This window comes from Alistipes sp. Marseille-P2263, from assembly GCF_018101075.1.
Taxonomy (GTDB): Bacteria; Bacteroidota; Bacteroidia; order Bacteroidales; family Rikenellaceae; genus Alistipes; species Alistipes dispar.
In genome coordinates this window covers 148357-168995 of record NZ_JAGQEJ010000002.1, presented here as the reverse complement: position 1 = coordinate 168995, position 20639 = coordinate 148357, and the positions used below count along the sequence as shown (strand labels likewise).

General features: G+C 63.3%; 19 protein-coding genes. 11 read left to right on the top strand and 8 right to left on the bottom strand.

The genetic code is table 11. The features are described from left to right. Positions 1–12: 12 nt before the first annotated feature. The 4 genes from KB554_RS03905 to dapF form a co-directional block, all read right to left on the bottom strand. Positions 13–3147 carry a TonB-dependent receptor gene (locus KB554_RS03905; protein WP_211035047.1) on the bottom strand — a complete coding sequence of 1045 codons (3135 nt, stop codon included), beginning with the start codon at positions 3145–3147 and terminating at the stop codon, positions 13–15. Positions 3148–3955: 808 nt separating this feature from the next. Beyond that, positions 3956–4771, bottom strand: coding sequence for an alpha/beta hydrolase (locus tag KB554_RS03900; protein WP_211035046.1), 816 nt, complete (start codon positions 4769–4771; stop codon positions 3956–3958). A 115-nt stretch (positions 4772–4886) separates the two neighbouring features. Continuing rightward, positions 4887–5081, bottom strand: coding sequence for a hypothetical protein (locus KB554_RS03895; protein ID WP_141428073.1), 195 nt, complete (start codon positions 5079–5081; stop codon positions 4887–4889). Positions 5082–5106: 25 nt separating this feature from the next. Then, positions 5107–5913, bottom strand: coding sequence for a diaminopimelate epimerase (gene dapF, locus KB554_RS03890; protein ID WP_211035045.1), 807 nt, complete (start codon positions 5911–5913; stop codon positions 5107–5109). 138 nt (positions 5914–6051) lie between these two features. Here dapF and KB554_RS03885 point away from each other — a divergent pair, with 138 nt between their 5' ends. Then, a complete protein-coding gene (locus KB554_RS03885) occupies positions 6052–6798 on the top strand; it encodes a nitroreductase family protein (protein ID WP_141428071.1) in 747 nt (248 codons plus the stop codon). A 6-nt stretch (positions 6799–6804) separates the two neighbouring features. Then, positions 6805–9216: a BamA/TamA family outer membrane protein gene (locus KB554_RS03880; RefSeq protein WP_211035044.1), complete on the top strand. Its 2412-nt coding sequence runs from the start codon at positions 6805–6807 to the stop codon at positions 9214–9216. A 126-nt stretch (positions 9217–9342) separates the two neighbouring features. Here KB554_RS03880 and KB554_RS03875 read toward each other — a convergent pair whose 3' ends face one another. Then, on the bottom strand, positions 9343–10068 hold the full coding sequence (locus KB554_RS03875) for a YebC/PmpR family DNA-binding transcriptional regulator (RefSeq protein WP_141428069.1): 726 nt from the start codon (positions 10066–10068) through the stop codon (positions 9343–9345). 107 nt (positions 10069–10175) lie between these two features. Between KB554_RS03875 and KB554_RS03870 the strand changes: the two genes are divergently transcribed. From KB554_RS03870 to KB554_RS03850, 5 genes are all read left to right on the top strand, one after another. After that, a complete protein-coding gene (locus KB554_RS03870) occupies positions 10176–10556 on the top strand; it encodes a VOC family protein (RefSeq protein WP_211035043.1) in 381 nt (126 codons plus the stop codon). Then, positions 10553–11149 (top strand): L-threonylcarbamoyladenylate synthase, encoded by a 597-nt coding sequence (locus tag KB554_RS03865; RefSeq protein WP_211035042.1) that lies wholly within the window; start codon positions 10553–10555, stop codon positions 11147–11149. Before KB554_RS03870 ends, KB554_RS03865 begins: the two co-directional genes overlap by 4 nt. 1 nt (position 11150) lies before the next feature. After that, entirely contained in the window at positions 11151–11546 is a 396-nt protein-coding gene (locus tag KB554_RS03860; protein WP_141428066.1) for a thioesterase family protein, read from the top strand. A gap of 247 nt (positions 11547–11793) precedes the next feature. Further along, on the top strand, positions 11794–12015 hold the full coding sequence (locus KB554_RS03855) for a hypothetical protein (protein WP_141428065.1): 222 nt from the start codon (positions 11794–11796) through the stop codon (positions 12013–12015). Positions 12016–12054: 39 nt separating this feature from the next. Then, positions 12055–12804 carry a hypothetical protein gene (locus tag KB554_RS03850; RefSeq protein WP_211035041.1) on the top strand — a complete coding sequence of 250 codons (750 nt, stop codon included), beginning with the start codon at positions 12055–12057 and terminating at the stop codon, positions 12802–12804. Positions 12805–12841: 37 nt separating this feature from the next. Here KB554_RS03850 and KB554_RS03845 read toward each other — a convergent pair whose 3' ends face one another. From KB554_RS03845 to KB554_RS03835, 3 genes are read right to left on the bottom strand one after another with little or no spacing between them, the layout of a single operon-like run. Continuing rightward, complete coding sequence (locus tag KB554_RS03845) at positions 12842–14236, bottom strand: HD domain-containing protein (protein ID WP_211035040.1); 1395 nt, start codon at positions 14234–14236, stop codon at positions 12842–12844. Positions 14237–14239: 3 nt separating this feature from the next. Then, positions 14240–14887, bottom strand: a complete 648-nt coding sequence (locus KB554_RS03840; protein WP_141428062.1) for a GDSL-type esterase/lipase family protein — start codon at positions 14885–14887, stop codon at positions 14240–14242. 10 nt (positions 14888–14897) lie between these two features. After that, a complete protein-coding gene (locus tag KB554_RS03835) occupies positions 14898–15611 on the bottom strand; it encodes a pyridoxine 5'-phosphate synthase (RefSeq protein ID WP_211035039.1) in 714 nt (237 codons plus the stop codon). Between the two features lie 116 nt (positions 15612–15727). Between KB554_RS03835 and KB554_RS03830 the strand changes: the two genes are divergently transcribed. The 4 genes from KB554_RS03830 to KB554_RS03815 all read left to right on the top strand — a co-directional run bounded on the left by KB554_RS03830 (position 15728) and on the right by KB554_RS03815 (position 20632). Further along, positions 15728–16606 (top strand): NAD(+)/NADH kinase, encoded by an 879-nt coding sequence (locus KB554_RS03830; RefSeq protein WP_141428060.1) that lies wholly within the window; start codon positions 15728–15730, stop codon positions 16604–16606. A 132-nt stretch (positions 16607–16738) separates the two neighbouring features. Continuing rightward, complete coding sequence (uppS, locus tag KB554_RS03825) at positions 16739–17452, top strand: polyprenyl diphosphate synthase (protein ID WP_211035038.1); 714 nt, start codon at positions 16739–16741, stop codon at positions 17450–17452. A 30-nt stretch (positions 17453–17482) separates the two neighbouring features. After that, positions 17483–20029 (top strand): outer membrane protein assembly factor BamA, encoded by a 2547-nt coding sequence (gene bamA / locus KB554_RS03820; RefSeq protein ID WP_211035037.1) that lies wholly within the window; start codon positions 17483–17485, stop codon positions 20027–20029. 99 nt (positions 20030–20128) lie between these two features. Then, positions 20129–20632 carry an OmpH family outer membrane protein gene (locus tag KB554_RS03815; RefSeq protein ID WP_141428057.1) on the top strand — a complete coding sequence of 168 codons (504 nt, stop codon included), beginning with the start codon at positions 20129–20131 and terminating at the stop codon, positions 20630–20632. The last annotated feature ends 7 nt before the right edge of the window (positions 20633–20639 follow it).

The following is a 20639-nucleotide window of genomic DNA, read 5'->3' as shown; positions in this document are numbered from 1 at the left end:
GGGATTCGGTTGTTAGAAGGTGATCTTGATGTTGGCCGAGACGGTCGTCGGGTGCGGGTAGGAGTAGAAGTCGATGCTCTGGCCGCGGTCCGTGTTGAAGGCGCCCACCTCGGGGTCGTAGCCCGGATATTCGGTGAATACGTGCAGGTTCTCGACATTGACGCCGATGCTCAGGCCCTTGATGACGCGCAGCTTGCGGAGCAGCTCCGGCTTGAAGTCGTACGAGAGCGAGATGTTGCGGATGCGCAGGAAGTCGCCGTCGTAGAGCATCCGCGAGTCCTTCTCGTTCTCGCCGAAGTTCACGTCCGACGGGAGGCGCAGTGCGGCGATCATCGAGTTCTGGTTCTCCGGCGTCCAGGCGTTGAGCACCGACTTCATGGAGTTGCCGTAGAGCTGGCGGTTCTCCATCATCGTCGTGGTGATGCCCATGATCTTGAAGCCGTAGGCGGCGTTCAGGTCCACCATGAGCGAGAAGCCCTTGTAGCGGAAGGTGTTCACCAGCGTGATGTCGCCCTTGGGGGTTCCGTTGCCCATGATCCGGCGGTCGTTGTCGTCGATCACGTAGTCGTGGTTGCGGTCCTCGAACTTCAGGTCGCCGGGTTTCTTGCCGTATTTGCGGGCTTCGTCCACCTCGTCGAGACCCCAGGTTCCCAGACGGTTCAGCACGAAGAACGAGCCCCACGGCTTGCCGGCCTCGGCGATGGCGTTGTTGCCCAGGTCGATGCGCTCGCCGCCGACGTCGATCACCATGAGCCGGTTGGTCGAGAAGACGAGGTCGGTCGTCCACTGGAAATTCTTGTGGTTGATATTGCGCGACGAGATCGTGAGCTCGAAACCCTTGTTGCGGATCTTGCCCAGGTTGGTCCACGTCGTGGCGTACCCCGTCGTGTAGGGAACCTGTTTCTGGAAAAGCAGGTCGGTGGTGGTCTTGTTGTAGTAGTCCATGATCAGCTCCAGCCGGTTGTCGAACAGCGAGACGTCGAGACCGACGTTGAACTGCTTCGAGGTCTCCCACTTCAGGTCGGCGTTGCCGAGGTTAGAGAGCACGACGTAGGGGTTCAGCGCGCCGTTGAGGATCATCTGGTCGTTGCTGTACTGCGAGATCGTGCTGTAGTTGGGGATCGAGGCGTTGCCCACCGTACCGTAGCTGGCGCGCAGCTTCAGGTTGCTCACCCATTTGCGGGCCGCGTCGAAGAAGGGCTCCTCGGAGATGATCCACGCCGCCGAGGCCGAAGGGAACCAGCCGTACTTGTTGTTGGCGCCGAAGTTCGAGGCGCCGTCGGCGCGCAGCGTGAAGCCCAGCAGGTACTTGTCGCGGAAGGTGTGGTTCATGCGGAAGTAGTAGGAGTTCATCGTCTGCTGGCTCATGCCCGACGAGGGCTTGTGATAGACCGTGCCGGCGCCGAGGTTGTGGTAGCCGAAGAAGTCGTCGAAGAACTGCTCCGAACCCGCCGACGAGTTCTCCGAGTGGTTGTAGTACCAACTGGCGCCCAGCACGAAGTTCGACTTGAGCTGGTCGTCGAACCACGAGTCGGCATAGGTGAAGTAGTCCTCGTTCGACCAGCGGCGCGACTTGGTGTTGCCGATGTCGGCGTAGCCGCCGTTGGTGTCGGTCTCGCCGTGCAGGCCGGCCTTGGCGTAGCTCAGCGTCCGGCGGTTGGTCATCTGATAGTCGCCCTTGGCCGTGAAGGTCAGCTTCTTGGTCAGGTGGATGTCGGCGATGACGTTGAAGATCGCGTAGTCGGTCTCGGTGACGCTCTTCTTCTCCTGGAGCAGGCGCAGCGGGTTTTCGGCCAGCTCGCCCAGCGGGTAGTCGTCCTTGCGGCCCCACGTGCCGTCCTCGTAGCGCACCGGAACGATGGGCGGCATCTCGAGCATGTTGCGCACCGGACCCTGTCCGAATCCGCTCTCGCCGTCGGCGGCGTTGGTCTTGTCCGTGCCGGCCGTCACGACGGTCTGCACGTTGAGCCAGTCGGTGATGTCGCTCTTCACGTTCACCGTTCCCGTCATGCGCTCCGAGTTGGTGTATTTGACCAGACCTTCGAAGTTCTGATAGGCGATGCTCGAATAGACCGACGTCTTGTCGTTGCCCGAAGCGAACGAAACGGTGTGGTCGTTGGTGATGGCCGTCTGCGTCAGCGCCTCCTGCCAGTCGGTGTCGTATTTGGGCGAGGCGATCAGGTAGCCGTTCTCGTCGCGCTGGAAGTTGCCGGCGGGGTCCTTGGCGTAGTAGAAGAGGTTCTCGTAGGGGGTCTCGAGGTGGGGCATCACCTTGCCGCTGTAAGCGTAGGCGCGGCGCTGCACCTCCATGTATTCGTCGGCGTCGAGCAGGTCGAGCTTGCGGTTGAGGAAGCCGAAGCCCACCTTGCCGTTGTAGGTCACGGTTCCCTGTCCCTTCTTGCCCGACTTGGTGGTGATGATGACCACGCCGTTGGCGCCCTGCGCACCGTACATGGAGGTTGCGGCGGCGTCTTTCAGCACGTCGATCGACTCCACGTTTTCGGGATTGATGAGCGAGGGATCGACGCCCACCACGCCGTCCATGACGTAGATCGGGTCGCTGCCGGCGTTGATCGAACCCATACCGCGGATACGCAGCGCCGAGGAGCCGCCCGGACGTCCGGAGAACGAGACGTTTTTCACGCCGGCGACCTTGCCCGCGATGCCCTGCATGATGTTGAAGGCCGTGGTGCGTTCGGTGAGGTCTTCGTTCTTCACGGAAGCCACCGACGAGGAGAGGTCGCGTTTGGCCAGCGTACCGTAGCCGACCACCACCACCTCGTCGATGCCGAGCGAGCCGGGGGCCATCGTGACGTTGATCTCCGTCCGCGAGCCGATGGCGACCTCCTGGGTCTCCATGCCGATGAACGAGAACTGGAGCACCTCCGCTCCGGCCGGAACGCTGAGTGTGTAGGAGCCGTCGCTCGAGGTCACTTCGCCTGCGGTCGTGCCTTTCGCCACGACGGTCACGCCGGCGATGGGGGCGCCGCCCTTGTCCGTGACGACGCCTTTGATGACGGTGTTTTGCGCCTGCAGCGCGGTCGCCGATGCCAGGACGGCCAGCATCGTGACAAGCAGATACCGTGTGGTTCTGCGCAGGATACCCACGCCCTTGAGGCGTGTTTCTATGCTTCGTTTTTGGTCCATGTGGGAACGTTTGATTTAATTGATGGATTTTTCGTTTGCTGCGTGCCGGAACCCGGCGTGGAGAGCGGCGTCCGGAGGGGAGCCGGAAAAACGGAGTCGGTTGTGTTTCATAGGCTTTTTCTGTTGGGTTATGGATTTGAAATCGGATTTGCCGGGCATGGCGGGGCGTCCGTTCCCGGCGGAGGAACGGATGCGCAGGGCGCACGACGGGCCGGCGCCGGAGTACGCTCCGCCGTCGGGATCGGCTATGATTATATTATCAGGTGTGGATCGTGCGTCGGATGTTTGGAAGACGCGCGTCGGTTTACCGGTTTTGCGGACTATTTCCCGTGGTGGAAATTCCCCCCCCCTCGCAAGGCGGGGAAACTCTTCGCACATGCCGGACAGGTATGCTCCGTGCGCGGCGGAAGAGGCCGCAGCCGGTCGGCCGGGAACGAAGTCGTCAGCGAGCAGAGGTTTCTCATAAGGTCGGTCAGGTTGTCACACAAATTTCACCATAATATTTCTTTTCACGATGGATATTAAACCGGAAAGTAGGTTTTTTCAATCGGATTGTTATCGTAATGCGTTGCTCGATAACTGATTGTAAATTATGCCGTGCGCCGGCGAAGTAAATCCTTGGGAGGTCCGGAAAGCGGCCGAAAGGCTCTTCCGGAGACGCGCGGAAGGCGGAACGCAGACCCCGGGATACGAAAACGGACGGCCCCGAAGGGTCGTCCGTTGCAGAAGCGGAGAAGATGCCGCCGTGCCGGGGCGGCGGTCTCGGGCGCCTCCGAAGCGGTCTCCGCCGGCGCCGGGCGTGCGGCGTTTATTCGGCCGGGCCGCCCGTTTCGCGTACGAAGCCGAGGATCGCCTGCGCCGTGGCCTCCGGCTCTTCGAGGAAGCCCATGTGTCCGCTGTGTTCGAGCCAGGCGACCCGTGCCTGCGGATGGGCGGCCGCCATCCTTTCGGCGGTCTCGACGGGAATGTAGCCGTCCCGGCGTCCGAGGATGAAGAGCTGCGGGACCTTCGAGGCGCGCAGCATGTCGTTCTGGTCCTTGCGGGCGATCATGCCGTTGAGCAGGGCGACGATGCCTTCGTCTTCGGTGACGAACACCTGCTCGGCGAGATCCTCGATGGCGTCTTTCATCCGCGGGCGGTTCTCCTCGGCGAATCCGGCTTCCGGGGCCACCCGGGCCAGCGCGTCCTTCCTGCCGGCCCGGACGAGGGCGATTTCGCGGCGGCGGTTTTCGGCCTTCTCCGGCGTGTCGGGGTTGGGCGTGGAGCTGAGCAGCACCACGCCGTCGAGCAGTTCGGGATGGCGTTCGCAGAGGGCCAGGGCGACGTAGCCGCCCATCGAATGCCCGACCGCCGTGCAGCGGGCGATGCCCAGCGCCCGGAGTCCGTCGGCCACCGTGTCGGCCAGATACTCCATCGTGTGAACCTCTCCCGCGACGACCGAGATGCCGTGGCCCGGCAGGTCGAGCGTCACCACGCGGACGTGCTTGTAAAGATAAGGTACGAACTCCTCCCAGACCAGCAGCGATTCGAGGTAGCCGTGCAGCAGCACGACGCACCGGTCGCCCCGTTCCGAGTCGCAGACGTGCAGGGCCGTCCGCCCCGCCATGATGAATTTTTCGGTCATATGCGTTCTTTTTCCGCGCCCTTCTCCTTCGGAAGGGCGCGAGGTTCTTGCGACGGGGCCGGAGGAGCCTCCGCCGGGTATGTCGTGCCGCCGGGATGCGTCTGCCGCGCGGCCTTTATCGCTGGTCGTCGTCGAGGTAGTCGAGGGCCGACTCCCGCCGGGGATAGGGCGTAAGCTCCTCGTCGTCTTCGTCGCCGAGGCTGTTGTAGAGCGTGTGGCGCTCCTTGCCGCTCTTGCGGAGCGGTTCGAGGCGCCGGGCCTTCCGAAGTTCGTCCGAATGCTGCTCGCGGACTCCCTTTTGTGTTTTCATGGGTGAAAAACGGTTGAATGGTGTTTCAGAAATCTTCGGTCCCGAACTCCCCGGCGAAGACCCGCCGCGCGGGCCCCGTGAGGCGGATGTCCGAGTAGTGTTCCGTAGCGGCCTCCCGCGAAAACCGTACCGAAAGCGTCCCGCCGGGAACCGCGACGTCGTAGCGGAGGACGGCGGGCTGGCAGGCGAAGTTCGTGACGATGGCCGCCGCCGTCGCGCCCGTGCCGCAGGCCAGCGTCTCGGCCTCGACGCCCCGTTCGTAGGTGCGGACGGCGATCGCGCCGTCGTGCAGGATGCGGACGAAATTGACGTTCGTGCCCTGCGGGAACCGCGCCGTGTCGCGGCGGATCGCCCGGCCCCGGCCGCAGACATCCGCCGTGTCGAGGTCCCCGACGAATTCGACGTAGTGGGGAACGCCCGTGTTGAGGAACCACCACCCGTCGCCGCGGCGGATCTCCGCGACCTCCGTCATGCCCAGTTCGACCAGGCCGCCCGTCCCCTCCGTGCGGAGGATGCGGGCCGTGTGCAGCCCGTCCGCGGCGGTGAAGCGTTTGCCTTCGCCGCCGATGCCCAGGTGCTCGGCGAAAAGGGCGAAGCAGCGGGCTCCGTTGCCGCACATTTCGCCTTCCGAACCGTCGGCGTTGAAGTAACGCATCGCGCAGTCGGTCCCGGCGCTGCGGGAGAGCGTCATCACTCCGTCGGCGCCGATGCCGAAGTGGCGGTCGCAGAGGCGGGCGATCAGCCGCGGATCGGGCGTGAATCCTTCGCCGCGGTTGTCTATGAGGATGAAGTCGTTGCCTGCGCCTTCGTATTTGGCAAATTCCGTTCGCACGTGCGTGAGAAAGTTATGTTACGGCAAAAATAATAAAACTTCTAAAAGTTTTGCTAATTTTGCGGAAAATATCCGCCGGGCCCTCTCATGCCGCGGCGGAGCATTGGTCCAACGCGAAATTCTAAAAGATACCGGTCCATGAAAAGTGTGCTTTTCAAGCATCGTTCGATCCGTAAGTTCCGTCCGGAGCCGATTCCCGAGGAGGTGCTCCGCGAATGTCTCGAAGCGGCATCGCGCGCCTCGACGTGCGGCAACATGCAGCTCTATTCGCTGGTGGTGACCCGCGATGCCGCGCTGCGCGAGCGGCTTTCGCCCTGCCATTTCGACCAGCCGATGGTCCGCGAGGCGCCGTGCGTGGTGACCGTCTGCGCCGACGTGCACCGCTTCACGATGTGGTGCGAGCAGCGCGACGCCGATCCGGCCTACGACAACTTCGCCTGGTTTCTGAACGCCTCGACCGATGCGCTGCTGGCCGCGCAGAACTTCTGCGTCGCGGCCGAGTCGCACGGGCTGGGCATCTGCTACCTCGGCACGACGATCTACACGGCCGCCGAGATCTCCCGGGTGCTCTCCCTGCCCAAAGGGGTGATTCCGGTGACGACCGTCGTGACGGGATACCCCGACGAGTCGCCGGAGCTGACCGACCGCCTGCCGCTGGAGGCCGTGGTCCACTACGAGAAGTACACCGACTACACGGCCGCCGAGATCGACGAGCTGTGGGCCGAACGCGAGGAGTCGGAGCTGACCCGGCGCCTGCTCGAGGAGAACGGACTGCCGAATCTGGCGCAGGTGTTCACCGAGCGGCGGTATGTGCGGCGGGACAACCTGGCCATTTCGCGGTCCTATTTCGCCCTGCTCAAGGAGAAGGGGTTCTTCAACAACTGACGTCCCGTGCGGAGGGCGTGTCGCTGTTTGGTCGCCGTCGCGCTGAGCCTTGCCGGTTCGGCGTGCAGCGTCACGCGGCATATCCCCGAGGGCGGGTATTTCTTGCAGCGGGTCCGCATCGAGGACGACAAGGCGACGCCGCGCCGCGAACGCATCGCGGCCTCGGAACTCGAGAAGTACGTGCGGCAGACGCCCAACAAGCGGCTGCTGGGGACCAACTTCTACGTCTGGCTCTACGAGCAGGCCGATTCCGCACGGGATAACGGCTGGAACAACTGGAAACGCCGCGTCGGCGAGGCCCCCGTGCTGTTCGATCTGTCGCTCACGGAGCGGAGCGTGCAGAACCTGAAGGTCTATATGGATTCGAAGGGCTTCTTCTCCTCGCGCGCGACGTGCGAGGTGGACACCGTGTCGCGGCGACGGCGGGCGAAGGTGACCTTCCGGACCTTTCAGGGGGCGCCCTACCGCATAGACACGGTCTTTTACGAGTTCCAGGACCGTTCCCTCTCTCCGCTCATCCTGTCCGACACGGCCGGGACGCTGCTGCATGCGGGCGACGTGTTCGACGTTTCGGTGCTCGACGCCGAACGCGAACGCATCACGGCCCGTCTGCGCGAGCAGGGGTACTACAACTTTTCGGTCAGTAACATCCTCTTCCGCGCCGATACGCTGACGGGCGACAACCGCGTGAAGCTGAGGATGGTCGTGCGGCAGAATCTGACGGGGTACGACGACCGCGGACGGCCCCGGACGGAGGACAACCGGGTGTATAGGATCGACCGGATCAACGTCTTCCCGGATTACGATCCTGCGGCGTTCAGGACCGATACGGCGCTCCTCTCGCGGCTCGACACGATCCATTACCGGGGACTGAACGTCGTCAGCGAGAAGCGGCCCGCCCTGCGCCCGGCCGTGCTGCGGCAGGCCATTCCGCTCTATCCGGGCTACCTCTACGACGCGTCGCAGGTGAACAGGACCTATTCCGATCTGATGGCGCTCGGGTATTTCAGGAGCGCGAAGATCTCCTTCGAGGAGCGGCCGCAGGGAGCCGATTCGGCGGACTTCGTTCCCTTCCCTGCGGCTTCGCCGGCCGATACGGCGGCCCGGAGCTCCGTGCGGGAGGGGTATCTGACGTGCAACATCCTCTGCACGCCGACGCTGCGGCAGAGTTTCAAGGTCGATCTGGAAGGGAGCACGACGTCGAGCTTCTACGGACTGAAGGCGACGCTCGGCTACCAGAACCGCAACATCTTCCGCGGCGCCGAGTCGTTCGACGTCTCCTTCACGGCGGGATACGAGTTCATGAAGGCGCCCGATGCGAAGAAGAAGCGCGCCACGGAATTCGGCATCACCACCGGACTGACCTTCCCGCGCTTCCTGCTTCCGTGGCGCACGGGGCGGCAGCGTTCGGTGGTCCAGCCCCGGACCAAGGTGGAGCTGTCGGTCAATTTCCAGGACCGCCCCTACTACCGCCGCACGCTGTCGAGCGCCGGCATCGCCTACATGTGGAGCAACAACCGCTATTCGTCGTTCTCGCTGCGGCCGGTCGATATCAACGTGGTGAATGTACGGGACCTGGACGTGTCGTTCCTGATGGTGGACAATCCCGATTCGGAAGGGGAGGAGCTGACGCCGAACCGTTACCTGCTCGAGAGTTTCAACACGCAGTTCATCGGCGGACTGTCGTTCGGATACAGCTATAACAACCAGCGCCGGAACCTGAACGGAAACGCCACGAACATCCGGTTCAATCTGGAGACGGCGGGCAACCTGATCGACGGGGTGGAGCACCTCTTCTTCTCGCCGTCGAAGTCGGACAAACCCTATTATACGATTTTCGGCATTCCCTACGCGCAGTATTTCCGCACCGACCTGAGCGTGAGCCGGAAGATCATGCTGGGCGGGGTGACGGCGCTCGTGGGGCATATCTACGGCGGCGTGGCGATGGCCTACGGCAACTCCTCCTCCGTGCCGTTCGACCGCCAGTTCTACTGCGGCGGCAGCAACGGCATGCGCGGCTGGACGCCCCGGACGCTCGGACAGGGCTCCGTGCCCGACCCGCACGGCTCGTTCCCCGTGCAGACGGGCGACGTGAAGCTGGAGGCCAACCTCGAGCTGCGCTTCCCCGTCTGGGGCATCGTGCACGGCGCCACGTTCTTCGATCTGGGCAATGTCTGGTACATCCGGCAGAACCCTTCGGAGTACTCCGACGACGCCGTGTTCCATTTCGACCGGTTCTACAAACAACTGGGATTCAACACGGGGCTCGGTCTGCGTTTCGACATCAAGTTCGCCGTGCTGCGTCTGGACTGGGGCATCCAGCTCCACAATCCCAACAATCCCGCGGGCGAGCGGTGGATTCACGACTTCAAGTGGAAGAATACGGCGCTGAACTTCGGTGTGGGCTATCCCTTCTGACGCATGGAATGACGGGCGCGGGGAGGGGCGCTGCGGACCGGCGGCCGGAAGGGGCCGCAGCCCGATAATTAAAAGGGGACGAGCGGATTTTCTCTGCTCGTCCCCTTTTTAATTGTCCGGAGAGGCCTACTCCTCCTCGGGCTCCTTCATCGTGTGGTAAACGTTCACCACGTCGTCGTCCTCCTCGAGCTTCTCGACGAGTTTCTCGACCGATTCGCGGCCTTCGGCGTCGAGCTCCTTCGTGTCGGTCGGGATGCGGACCGATTCGCCCGATACGATTTCGAATCCCTTGTCGTCGAGCCACTTCTGGATGGCGCCGAACGACTCGTAGGGGGCGTAAACCGTGATGCCGTCCTCTTCGGGGTAGAACTCGTCCACACCCAGGTCGATCATCTCCAGCTCCAGCTCCTCGGGATCGGCGCCGGCGGCGGGACGGAACTTGAAGACGCACTTGTGCTCGAAGAGGAAGCCCACCGAACCGCTGTTGCCCAGCGTGCCGCCGCACTTGTTGAAGTGCATGCGCACGTTGGCCACCGTGCGGTTCGTGTTGTCGGTGGCCGTCTCCACCAGGAACGCGATGCCGTGGGGGCCGTATCCCTCGTAGATGACCTCCTTGTAGTCGGCGGCGTCCTTTTCGGTGGCGCGCTTGATGGCGCGTTCGATATTCTCTTTGGGCATGTTCTCGGCCTTGGCGTTCTGGATCAGAATACGCAGGCGGGTGTTGCCCGAAGGGTCGGAGCCGCCGGCCTTGACGGCGATTTCGATCTCCTTGCCCAGTTTCGTGAAAGTGCGGGCCATGTGTCCCCAGCGCTTCAGCTTTCTCGCTTTGCGATACTCAAAGGCTCTTCCCATACGATTCTCGTTTGTCTGTTTTTTTCTTTTGTGACGCAAAGGTAAATATTTCCGGCAGATTTTCACAATCTTTGTCTAAATTTGTGCACGACAAACTCTCGAAGATTATGGAAATAAAGAGCAGATTCGACCATTTCAACGTCAATGTGACCGATCTCGACCGCAGCCTGAAATTTTACGCCGAGGCATTGGGACTCAGGGAGATCGGCCGGAAGCAGGCCGCCGACGGCTCGTTCGTGCTGGTCTATCTGGGCGACGGGGAGTCGCCCTTCCGGCTGGAGCTGACGTGGCTCCGCGACCACGCCGCCGCGCCCTACGAACTGGGCGAGAACGAGAGCCATCTCTGCATGCGCGTGGCGGGCGATTACGACGCCGTGCGCGAATACCACCGTTCCCGCGGGTGGGTGTGTTTCGAAAACTACGACATGGGGCTCTATTTCATCAACGATCCGGACGACTACTGGATCGAAATACTTCCGTTGAAATGACCGCCGTGCGAAACGCCGCTGCGGCCGAAATGCAGCGCGAGGCCGACGAGGCCGTCCGTGTCCTGCGCGAGGGGGGACTGATCCTCTATCCGACCGATACGATCTGGGGTATCGGGTGCGACGCCACGAACGCCGCGGCCGTGGAGCGGATCTACCGGCTCAAGCGGAGCGAGAACAAGAAGTCGATGCTCGTGCTGTGCGCCTCGGCCGAAATGACCGTGCGCTATGTGAACAAGGCGCCGGGGATCGCCTTCGACGTGATGGAGATGGCCACCAAGCCGCTGACGCTCATCCTGCCGGGAGCCGTCGGGGTGGCCGGGAACCTGATTCCCGAGGAGGGGACGCTCGGCGTGCGGGTCCCCGACCACGAATTCTGCCGCCTGCTGCTGCGCGGACTGCGCCGCCCCCTGGTCTCGACGTCGGCCAACCTTTCGGGCGAGGCGACGCCCGCGGGGCTGGAGGAGGTCGCGCGCGAGATCGTGGACGGCGTGGATTTCGTCGTCAATCCCCGTTTCGAGGGCAAACCCACCCGCAAGGCTTCTTCGATCATCGCGTTCGGCGAAGGCGGCGAGGTGAAAATCATCCGGGAGTAGCATGGGCAGGGTGTTGGAAACGCCGGTGCAGAAGCGGTTCTCGGATCTGGACCCGTTCCGGCATGTGAACAATGTGGCGCAGCAGTCCTATTTCGACGTGGGCAAGACCGATTTCTATGCGCGGGTGCTGGGCGAGGAGGTGCTGCTGGGCGACCTGCGCGTGGTGACCGTCTCGACCTCGACCTCCTACATGGGACAGGTGCGCATGCACGACGACGTGCGGGTGACGACGACCTGCGAAAAGGTGGGCAACAAGTCGATGACGCTCTTCCAGCGGCTCGTCGTGGACGGGGAGGTGCGCAGCGAAAGCAGGTCGGTGCTGGTCGTCTTCGACTTCGTCCGGCAGGAGAGCCGTCCCGTGCCCGATGCGTGGCGGGCGCGGCTTACGGCGGAGTGAGCCGTCCGGTTTCCCGGCAGGGCGGCCGTTCGGCAGGACGGTCGTCCGGAGGAAGAGGGCGGGCGTTCCGTTCCGGACTGTCCCGGGGCGTCCTTTGCCGGTTGCGGCCCTTGTCCGCCCGCTCCGGCTTCCTCTCTTGTCTTTTGTGAAAAAAACTGTACGGTCGTATAAATTTTTCGGCTTTTCATGAGGTCCGTCGCCGGGTTTTTGCTATCTTTGCTTCAAACCCCGACGAACGACGCCCGCCATGTTGCTGCACCGCATTTTCCTCCGGCTCAGGTATGCCGCTTCCGGCCTGCCCCTCGCCGGCGTCGCGCTGCTGCTCGCCGGGGAGTGGCGCTGGGGAGCGGGTGCGCTGGCGGGCGGTGCGGTGCTCTACCCGCTGTTCGACGTGCTGGAGAGGCGTTGCCGCCCCCGCGCCCGTTACGAGACCGACGAGCGGGGCCATGCCAGACCGAAATACAAATGACCGGAGATAAGTCTTACCTCGAATAATACGATATCGCTTATGATTGCCAACCTGGTTCCCGTCGTCGTCCTTGCGGCCGTTCTGATCGGCTATTTCGTCTATATGAAATACTTTTATCCCCGGTTCAGACAGCGGTGCGAAGCCGCCGCCGACCGGGCGGAGGCGGTGTGGCGGGAACGCGGGGAGGCGATCGTCGGCGAGTATCTGCGCGATCCGGACCGGTTCGGCAAGATCGCGGAGGTGCTCGGGGAGACTCCGGTCCGGGGGCTGATTTCGACGTCCGCCCCGAAACAGGGGTTGGGCGAGCGGATCGGGAAGGGGATCGTCGGCGCCGTCACCTTCACCCGCGAAACGGACCTCGGCCACTATTATTTCGTCGCGGCCGACGACGGACTTCACCTGTTGGGATTCGACGGCGAGAGGTGCTTCCTCAATGAGGTGTACGCCGCCGGGGAGATCCGCCGTGCCCGGCTCGAACCGCGGACCTTCTCGTTCGACTACAAGGGCGGGACGGTCCGGATGGAGGTTCCGAACGGCGGTCTGGCCGAAGGCTATCCCCGGTTCCGCATTCACGAATACGACAAGGTCCCGACGAGCAGCGACCGGGCGACCAACTATTTCGTCCGCGAATACTTCGCCTGCGAGCCGACCGGCAACCTCGCTTACAGGCAGGCGCAGGGCGCCGTGCCCCGGTTCACGGGACTGAACGTCTCGGAGGAGCAGTTGATCGACCGGAAGGTCCGCACGGCGCTGCTCGAGGGATTCAGGCGGCAACTGGGCATCGTCTGACCCGTTCCCGCCGCATGCGGGGGCCGCGGGCCGGAGGCTAACGGGCCTTCAGCCCTTTTTCCGCGGCCAGCCGCTCCATCAGGGCGCGGGCCGCCTCGTAGTCGTTGGGAATCTCGCCGTCGAGGATGGCGTTCTTGATGACCTCCTTGATCTCGCCGATCAGGCGGCAGGGGCGGATGCCGTAGGTCTGCATGATGAGCTCGCCCGTCACCGGGGGCTGGAAGTTGCGGATGCGGTCGCGCTCCTCGAGGTCCTTCATTTTGCGGCGCACCAGTTCGAAGTTGGCCATGTAGCGCTTCACCTTGGCGTCGATGCCCGAGGTGATGTCCGCCTCGCAGAGGGTCATCAGCGCCTCGATGTCGTCGCCCGCCTCGAACAGCAGCCGCCGGACGGCCGAGTCGGTCACCATCTCCTCCGAGAGGATGATCGGCCGCAGGTGGAGGAAGACCAGCTTCTGCACGAACTTCATGTGCTCGTTGAGCGGCAGCTTCAGCTGGCGGAAGATCGCCGGAACCATTTTCGATCCCAGGACCTCGTGGCCGTGGAAGGTCCAGCCCGTGCGCGGGTCGTAGGCCTTCGTGAGCGGTTTGGCGATGTCGTGCAGCACGGCGGCCCAGCGGAGCCAGAGGTCGCCGGAGCGGCGCGCCACGTTGTCGAGCACCTTGAGCGTATGGATGAAGTTGTCCTTGTGGGCGTGTTTGCCGCGCCGCTCGATCCCTTTGAGGCGGTGCATCTCGGGGAAGATCAGCTCCAGCAGTCCGGTGAGCTCCAGCAGTTCGAAGCCGATCGACGGCACGGGCGAGAGGACGATCTTGTTGAGTTCCGTAGCGATGCGTTCGCGCGAGACGATGCGGATGCGGGCGGCGTTGCGGCGGATCGCCTCGAAGGTCTCCCCCTCGATCGTGAAGCCCAACTGCGCGGCGAACCGCACGGCGCGCATCATGCGCAGCGGATCGTCCGAGAAGGTGACGTCGGGATCGCACGGCGTGCGGATCGTGCACTCCTCCAGGTCGGACATGCCGTCGAACGGATCGACCAGCTCGCCGAACGTGTCGCCGTTGAGCGACCACGCCATGGCGTTGATCGTGAAGTCGCGCCGCCGCTGGTCGTCCTCGAGCGTGCCGGCTTCGACCTGCGGTTTGCGCGAATCGTGCGTGTAGGACTCCTTGCGGGCGCCGACGAACTCCACCTCGATGCCTCCGGCGCGCACCATCGCCGTCCCGAAGGTCCTGAAGACCGAGACCTTCGCGCCGAGCTCGCGCCCCAGCGCCTCGGCCAGCGCGATGCCGCTGCCCACGACCACGACGTCGATGTCGGTCGAGGGGCGCCGCAGGTAGTGGTCGCGGACGTAGCCGCCGACGACGAAGGCGCGGACGCCCTGGGCGTCGGCCAGGCGCGAAATGCGGCGGAATATCGGATTCGAGAGCGGCACGGGTTACTTGACGTAGGGTTTCAGCACGTCGCGCCACACCAGGTAGCCCTCGCCCACGAGGTGCACGCCGTCGTTCGTATAGCGTTTGTCGAGCAACCCTTCGCCGTCGGCTAGGGCGCTCCAGACGTCGATGTACGTCACGCCCTTCTCTTCGCACAGGGCCTTCAGGAGTTCGTTCGTCGGCACGATGCGGTCGGCGTGCGCGTAATGGTTCCTGTAGGCGTCGAAATCCCGCCCGTTCACCGGGAGGATGCTCTGCACGAAGATCCGCGTCCAGCGCGAATCGGTCTGGAACCGGTCGATGACCCGGGCGATGTCGGCGACGACCTCCCCGGGGGCGGCTCCGCCCGCCAGGTCGTTGATGCCGATCATCAGGAACAGCCGCTTGGGATGCCCTTCGACGATCGGATCGAGCCGTTCGGCCAGTTCGCACGCCCGGTCGGAGCTGATGCCGCGGTTGCGGATGTGGCGGTTGTCGAAGAGTTCGCTCCACTCGCAGCCGTCGGTGAGGCTGTTGCCCAGAAAGACGATGTCGCTCGAGCGGATCGGCAGCAGCTCGAACAGGCTGCGCCGCTGCTCCCTGTACGCCTCTTGGGCGCAGGCCGTGCCGGCGGCGAGAAGCGCGGCGGCGAGAATCAGAATCCGTTTCATGGTCTTCGCGTTATTTGAGTTCCCGTTTGTAGAGCTGCACGGTGTTCTCCAGTCCGTAATAGAGCGCGTCGCAGATCAGCGCGTGGCCGATCGACACCTCGTCGGTGCCGGGAATCCGGCCGACGAAGTAGCGCAGGTTCTCCAGCGAGAGGTCGTGCCCGGCGTTGAGCCCGAGTCCCTGCCGGCGGGCCTCCTCGGCGGCGGCCAGGTAGGGGGCGATCGCCGCCGCGGGATCCGCGGCGTACTCCCGGGCGTAGGCCTCGGTGTAGAGCTCCACGCGGTCGGCGCCGCAGGCCTTCGCTCCGGCGACCATTTCGGGCACGGGATCGACGAAGATCGAGACGCGGATGCCCCGTTCGCGGAAGCGGGCGGCGATGCCGGTGAGAAATTCGCGGTGCGCCACGGTGTTCCACCCGGCGTTGGAGGTGATGGCGTCGGGTGCGTCGGGCACGAGCGTGACCTGCGCGGGCCGCACCTCCAGCACCAGCGCGACGAAGTCCGGAATCGGGTTGCCCTCGATGTTGAATTCGGTGGTCAGCACCCGTGCGAGGTTCCGCACGTCGTCGTAGCGGATATGGCGCGCGTCGGGCCGCGGGTGGACCGTGATGCCGTCCGCGCCGAAGCGTTCGATGTCCGTGGCCGCGCGGACCACGTCGGGGAGATCGCCGCCGCGCGAGTTGCGCACCACGGCGATCTTATTGATGTTTACGCTCAACTTTGTCATAAAAAACGCTATATTTGCGGGGAAATCCGCGCAGCCGTCCGCCGTCCGGGCCCGGAATCCCGTTCCGCAGGCGTTTCGGCGTGGTAAAGTTACTTATTTTTTCGAAATTTCCGCCGATGAAAATCATACTTTTTTCCCGCCCGCAGGTTCCCCGCACCGCCGGGGAGCTGCGCCGGCTGTTCGACGCGCTCGGCGCCTTCGGCTTCGACTATGCGGTCAATGAGGAGTTCGTCCCGACGATGCGGGAGCTGGCGGGCATCGACCCCGGGCCGGAGCGGATCTACGGCGGCTGCGTCGGGGAGCAGCCCGAGGGGACCGTCATGGTCTGCTACGGAGGCGACGGCACGCTGCTCGAAGGCGTGCACCGGCTGTGCGGCGCGCCGATGCCGGTGCTGGGCATCAACGCCGGGCATCTGGGATTTCTCACGGGCGCGCCGAGCGACGGGCTGGACCGGCTCTTCGGGCAGATCGCCGGAGGGCGGCTCTCCGTCGAGCCGCGGGCGATGCTCTCGGTCGGGGGCGACTTCGCCCGGCAGCCCGACTCGCTGCTGGCTCTCAACGAGTTCACCGTGCAGCGCCACGGCGCGGGGATGATCGCCGTCGAGACGTATGTGGACGGGCAGATGGTGGCCACGTACCACGGCGACGGGCTGATCGTCTCGACCCCTACGGGTTCGACGGCCTATTCGCTCAGCGCCGGAGGACCGGTGATCGCCCCGGCGTGCCGCTGTCTGGTGCTGTCGCCGCTCGCGCCGCACAACCTCACGATGCGCCCCGTGGTGATTCCCGACGGGAGCGTGATCTCGCTGCGCGTCCGCGTCCGCCATTCGGAGGCGTTCGTCACGCTCGACAACCGCACCTACCCGATTCCTCCGGAGGCCTCCTTTACGGTCCGGCGGGCCGAAGAGCGGATTTTTTTGGCCGTTCCGCACAATATCTCATTTTACGACACGTTACGCAATAAGATGATGTGGGGAGTGGATATCCGCAGTTGATTCGTTCCGGAGAGCCTCTCCCCGCCCCTGCGTTCCGCCGGGTCCTCCGCAGCGCCGCGGAGGCGGAGCGCGAGGGAAATTGGCGGGAATTTACGGATTTTTCAATTTATATTTTTATATTTGTGCCCTAATATGAGCGAGCCGAAACGCATACCGCAGCACGTCGCCATCATCATGGACGGGAACGGCCGGTGGGCCGGGTTGCACGGCAAGGAGCGTTACGAAGGCCATGCCGCGGGTGTGGAACCCGTGCGGGCTTCGTTGCGCGCTGCCGTACGCTGGGGGGTGAAGTACCTCACGCTGTATGCCTTTTCGACCGAAAACTGGGGGCGTCCCGCCGGGGAGGTCTCCGCGCTCATGGAGCTTTTCTGCCGCAGCGTCGTGAACGAGACTCCCGAGCTGAAACGGCAGGGGGTGCGGATCGCGATGATCGGCGACCGCAGCCGCTTCCCGGAGAAGGTGCAGAGCTACCTGGCCCGGGCCGAGCGGGAAACGGCCGGAGGGGAAAGGCTGACGCTGATTCTGGCGCTCAACTACTCCTCGCGCAGCGAGATCGTGCGGGCCGTGCGTCGGATCGCCGCCCGTGCGGCGGCGGGGGAGATCGCACCCGGGGAGATCGGGGAGGAGACCCTCTCCGCGGCGCTCGACACGGCCCCGTGGCCCGATCCCGATCTGGTGGTCCGCACCAGCGGCGAGCAGCGGCTGAGCAATTTCCTCCTGTGGCAGTCCTCCTACGCCGAACTGTGGTTCCCCGAGGTGCTGTGGCCCGATTTCACGGAGGCGGATTTCGACCGGGCGATGGAGGAGTATGCGCGGCGCGACAGGCGTTTCGGGCTGGTTAAATAAATGAAGTAAGTTTAGAGACATACACAGAGAATGAACTATTCCGGTAAGATATTCGCCGCAGTCGCGGCCCTCGTGCTGGGCTGCCCGAATCTATCGGCTCAGGAGCCGAATCCGCAGGATACGACGGCGGCCGCGACGACCGCATTTCCCGAAGACGCTCCCATGCTGCGCAACGACGGCGCGCCCCGCCGCTATTATATCCGCGACATCAACATCCGCGGCGTGAAATATCTGAACGAGGAGATTCTCAAGTCGTCGGCGGGTCTGGTCGCGGGCGATTCGATCTACCTGCCGAGCAACTTCATCGGAAACGCCATTTCCCGCCTGTGGAGCCAGCGCTTCTTCTCGGACGTGAAGATCGGGGCCGAGATCGACGGGGACAGCATCGACCTGGAGGTGTTCCTCAAGGAGCGGCCGCGCGTCTATCACTGGAATTTCGAGGGTATTTCGAAGGGCAAGAAGAAGGACCTGACCGAGAAGCTCAAACTCAAGCCCAACAGCGAGCTTTCGGACTACGTCATCGACAAGAACCAGAAACTCATCAAGAAATACTGGGCCGAGAAGGGTTTCCGCAACGCCACGGTGGACGTGCGCATCGACAACGACACGCTCCGTCCGGCGGGACAGGCCGTGTCGGTGACCTTCCTGATCGACCGCAAGGAGCGGGTGAAGATCGGCCGGATCAACTTCCTCGGCAACGAGCAGTTCAAGGACAAGCGCCTGCGCCGCACCTTCAAGAAGACGCACCAGAAGTCGATCAACTTCTTCAAGAGCGCCAAGTTCAAGGAGGAGGACTACGGCGAGGACAAGGGGCTGCTGATCGACTTCTACAACTCGAAGGGATACCGCAACGCGACCATCGTGCGCGACTCGATCTATCCGATCAACGAGAAGCGCATGGGCATCGACGTCGAGGTGTCGGAGGGCAACAAATACTACATCCGCAACGTCTCGTGGGTCGGCAACTCGGTCTATCCGACCGAGCAGTTACAGGAACTGTTCGGCGTCCGGAAGGGTGACATCTACGACAAGAAGACGATGCACAAGCGGCTGGGCATCGGCAAGGAGGAGAACCCCGAGGACATGAACCAGATCAAGTCGCTCTACCAGAACAACGGATACCTCATGTCGCAGATCGAACCCGCCGAGACGATCATCGGCGCGGACTCGATCGACGTCGAGGTCAAGGTGTTCGAGGGCAAGCAGTTCACCATCAACGAGGTGGGGATCACGGGCAACCAGCGGGTCGATGACGAGGTGATCCGCCGCGAGCTGTACGTCCGCCCGGGCGAGCTGTACGACCGTTCGCTGCTGATGCAGACCATCCGCACGCTCGGTTCGATGGGACACTTCAACCCCGAGGCCATCATGCCCGACATCAAGCCCGTGTCGAACGAGCTGGTGAACGTGAACTGGCCCCTCGAGGAGCAGGCTTCCGACCAGTTCAACATCGCCGGCGGCTGGGGCTCCGGAACGTTCGTGGGCTCGGTGGGCATCACGCTGAACAACCTCTCGGTGCGCAACTTCTTCAAGAAGGGGGCCTGGAGGCCCTACCCGATGGGACAGAACCAGCGGCTTTCGATCTCGGCCCAGACCAACGGAACCTATTACAAGGCGCTCGCGCTGAGTTTCACCGACCCCTGGATGGGCGGCCGGAAACCCAACTCGTTCACCATCTCGGGGCACATCTCCGAACAGAATGACGCCTACTATATCTGGCAGAGCGCCACGCGCTATTTCCGGACGTACGGCGTCGCCGCCGGTCTGGGCAAGCGTCTGACGTGGCCCGACCCCTACTTCACCTTCTATGCCGAAGCGAGCTACGAGCGCTATTCGCTGAAGAACTGGACCGGGTTCGTCGTCGAGAACGGCAATTCGAACCTGCTGTCGCTCAAGCTGGTCCTCTCGCGCAACTCGGTCGATCAGCCGATCTACCCGCGCCGCGGTTCGGAATTCACCGCCTCGGTGCAGGCCACGCTGCCCTATTCGCTCTGGGACGGCAAGGATTACAGCGACGACTCGATGAGCGATCAGGAGCGTTACCGCTGGATCGAGTTCCACAAGTGGCAGTTCAAGGCGCAGTGGTTCCAGGCGCTCTCGGGCAACTCGAATCTCGTGCTGATGCTCAAGGCCGAAATGGGTTACCTCGGCAGCTACAACAAACACAAGGTGTCGCCGTTCAACCGTTACGAGGTCGGCGGCGACGGCATGTCGGGCTACAATATCTACGGTATCGACATCATCTCGATGCGCGGTTACGAGGACGGCGCGCTCGATCCGTCGAGCTACTACTCGCGCGGATACAACAAATATACGGCCGAACTGCGCTACCCGGTCATCCTGAAGCCTTCGTCGCAGATCTACGTGCTGGGCTTCCTCGAGGGCGGTAACGCGTTCGACTCGTGGAAGAGTTTCTCGCCGTTCAAGATCAAGCGTGCGGCCGGTTTCGGCGTGCGGCTCTACCTGCCGGTGGTGGGTATGCTCGGCATCGACTGGGGTTACGGATTCGATCCCCCCGCCAATTCGACCAAGAAGAGCGGCAGTCAGTTCCACTTTGTCATGGGCCAGCAGTTCTAAAATCTGCGGCGTGGCAATAAATTTGGAAGAAAAGAGTTATATTTATGGTACGGTTCCGGAGAATCCGGTCCCGGGAAACGACTAAAAAGACCAAAGACTATGAAACGGCTGATTTTGATTGCGGCGTTCCTGCTGACCGCCGGCGCGCTTTCGGCGCAGAACTACATAATCGTGAACAGCGAGAAGGTCTTCAAATCCGTCGAGGCCTACAATACGGCGATTTCCGATCTGGATTCGCTCGCCAAGCAGTACCAGGAGCAGGTCGATGCCAAGTTCGACGAGGTGGAGACGCTCTACAACAACTACATGGCGCAGAAAGCTTCGCTTTCGGCTTCGGCCCGTCAGGCCCGCGAGGCGCTGATCCTGGCCCGCGAGAAGGAGGCGCAGCAGTTCCAGGAGAGCCTTTTCGGGCAGGAGGGCGTCCTGATGCAGAAACGGCTCGAGCTGATCCAGCCGATTCAGAAACGGGTGTTCGCGGCCATCGAGGCGTATGCCGGGCAGGCGGGCGCCGATCTGGTGCTCGATTCGTCGAACAACCCCACGCTGCTCTACAACAACCCTTCGGTGGAGCGTACGCAGCAGGTGATCGAGGCACTGAAATGAAAATCCG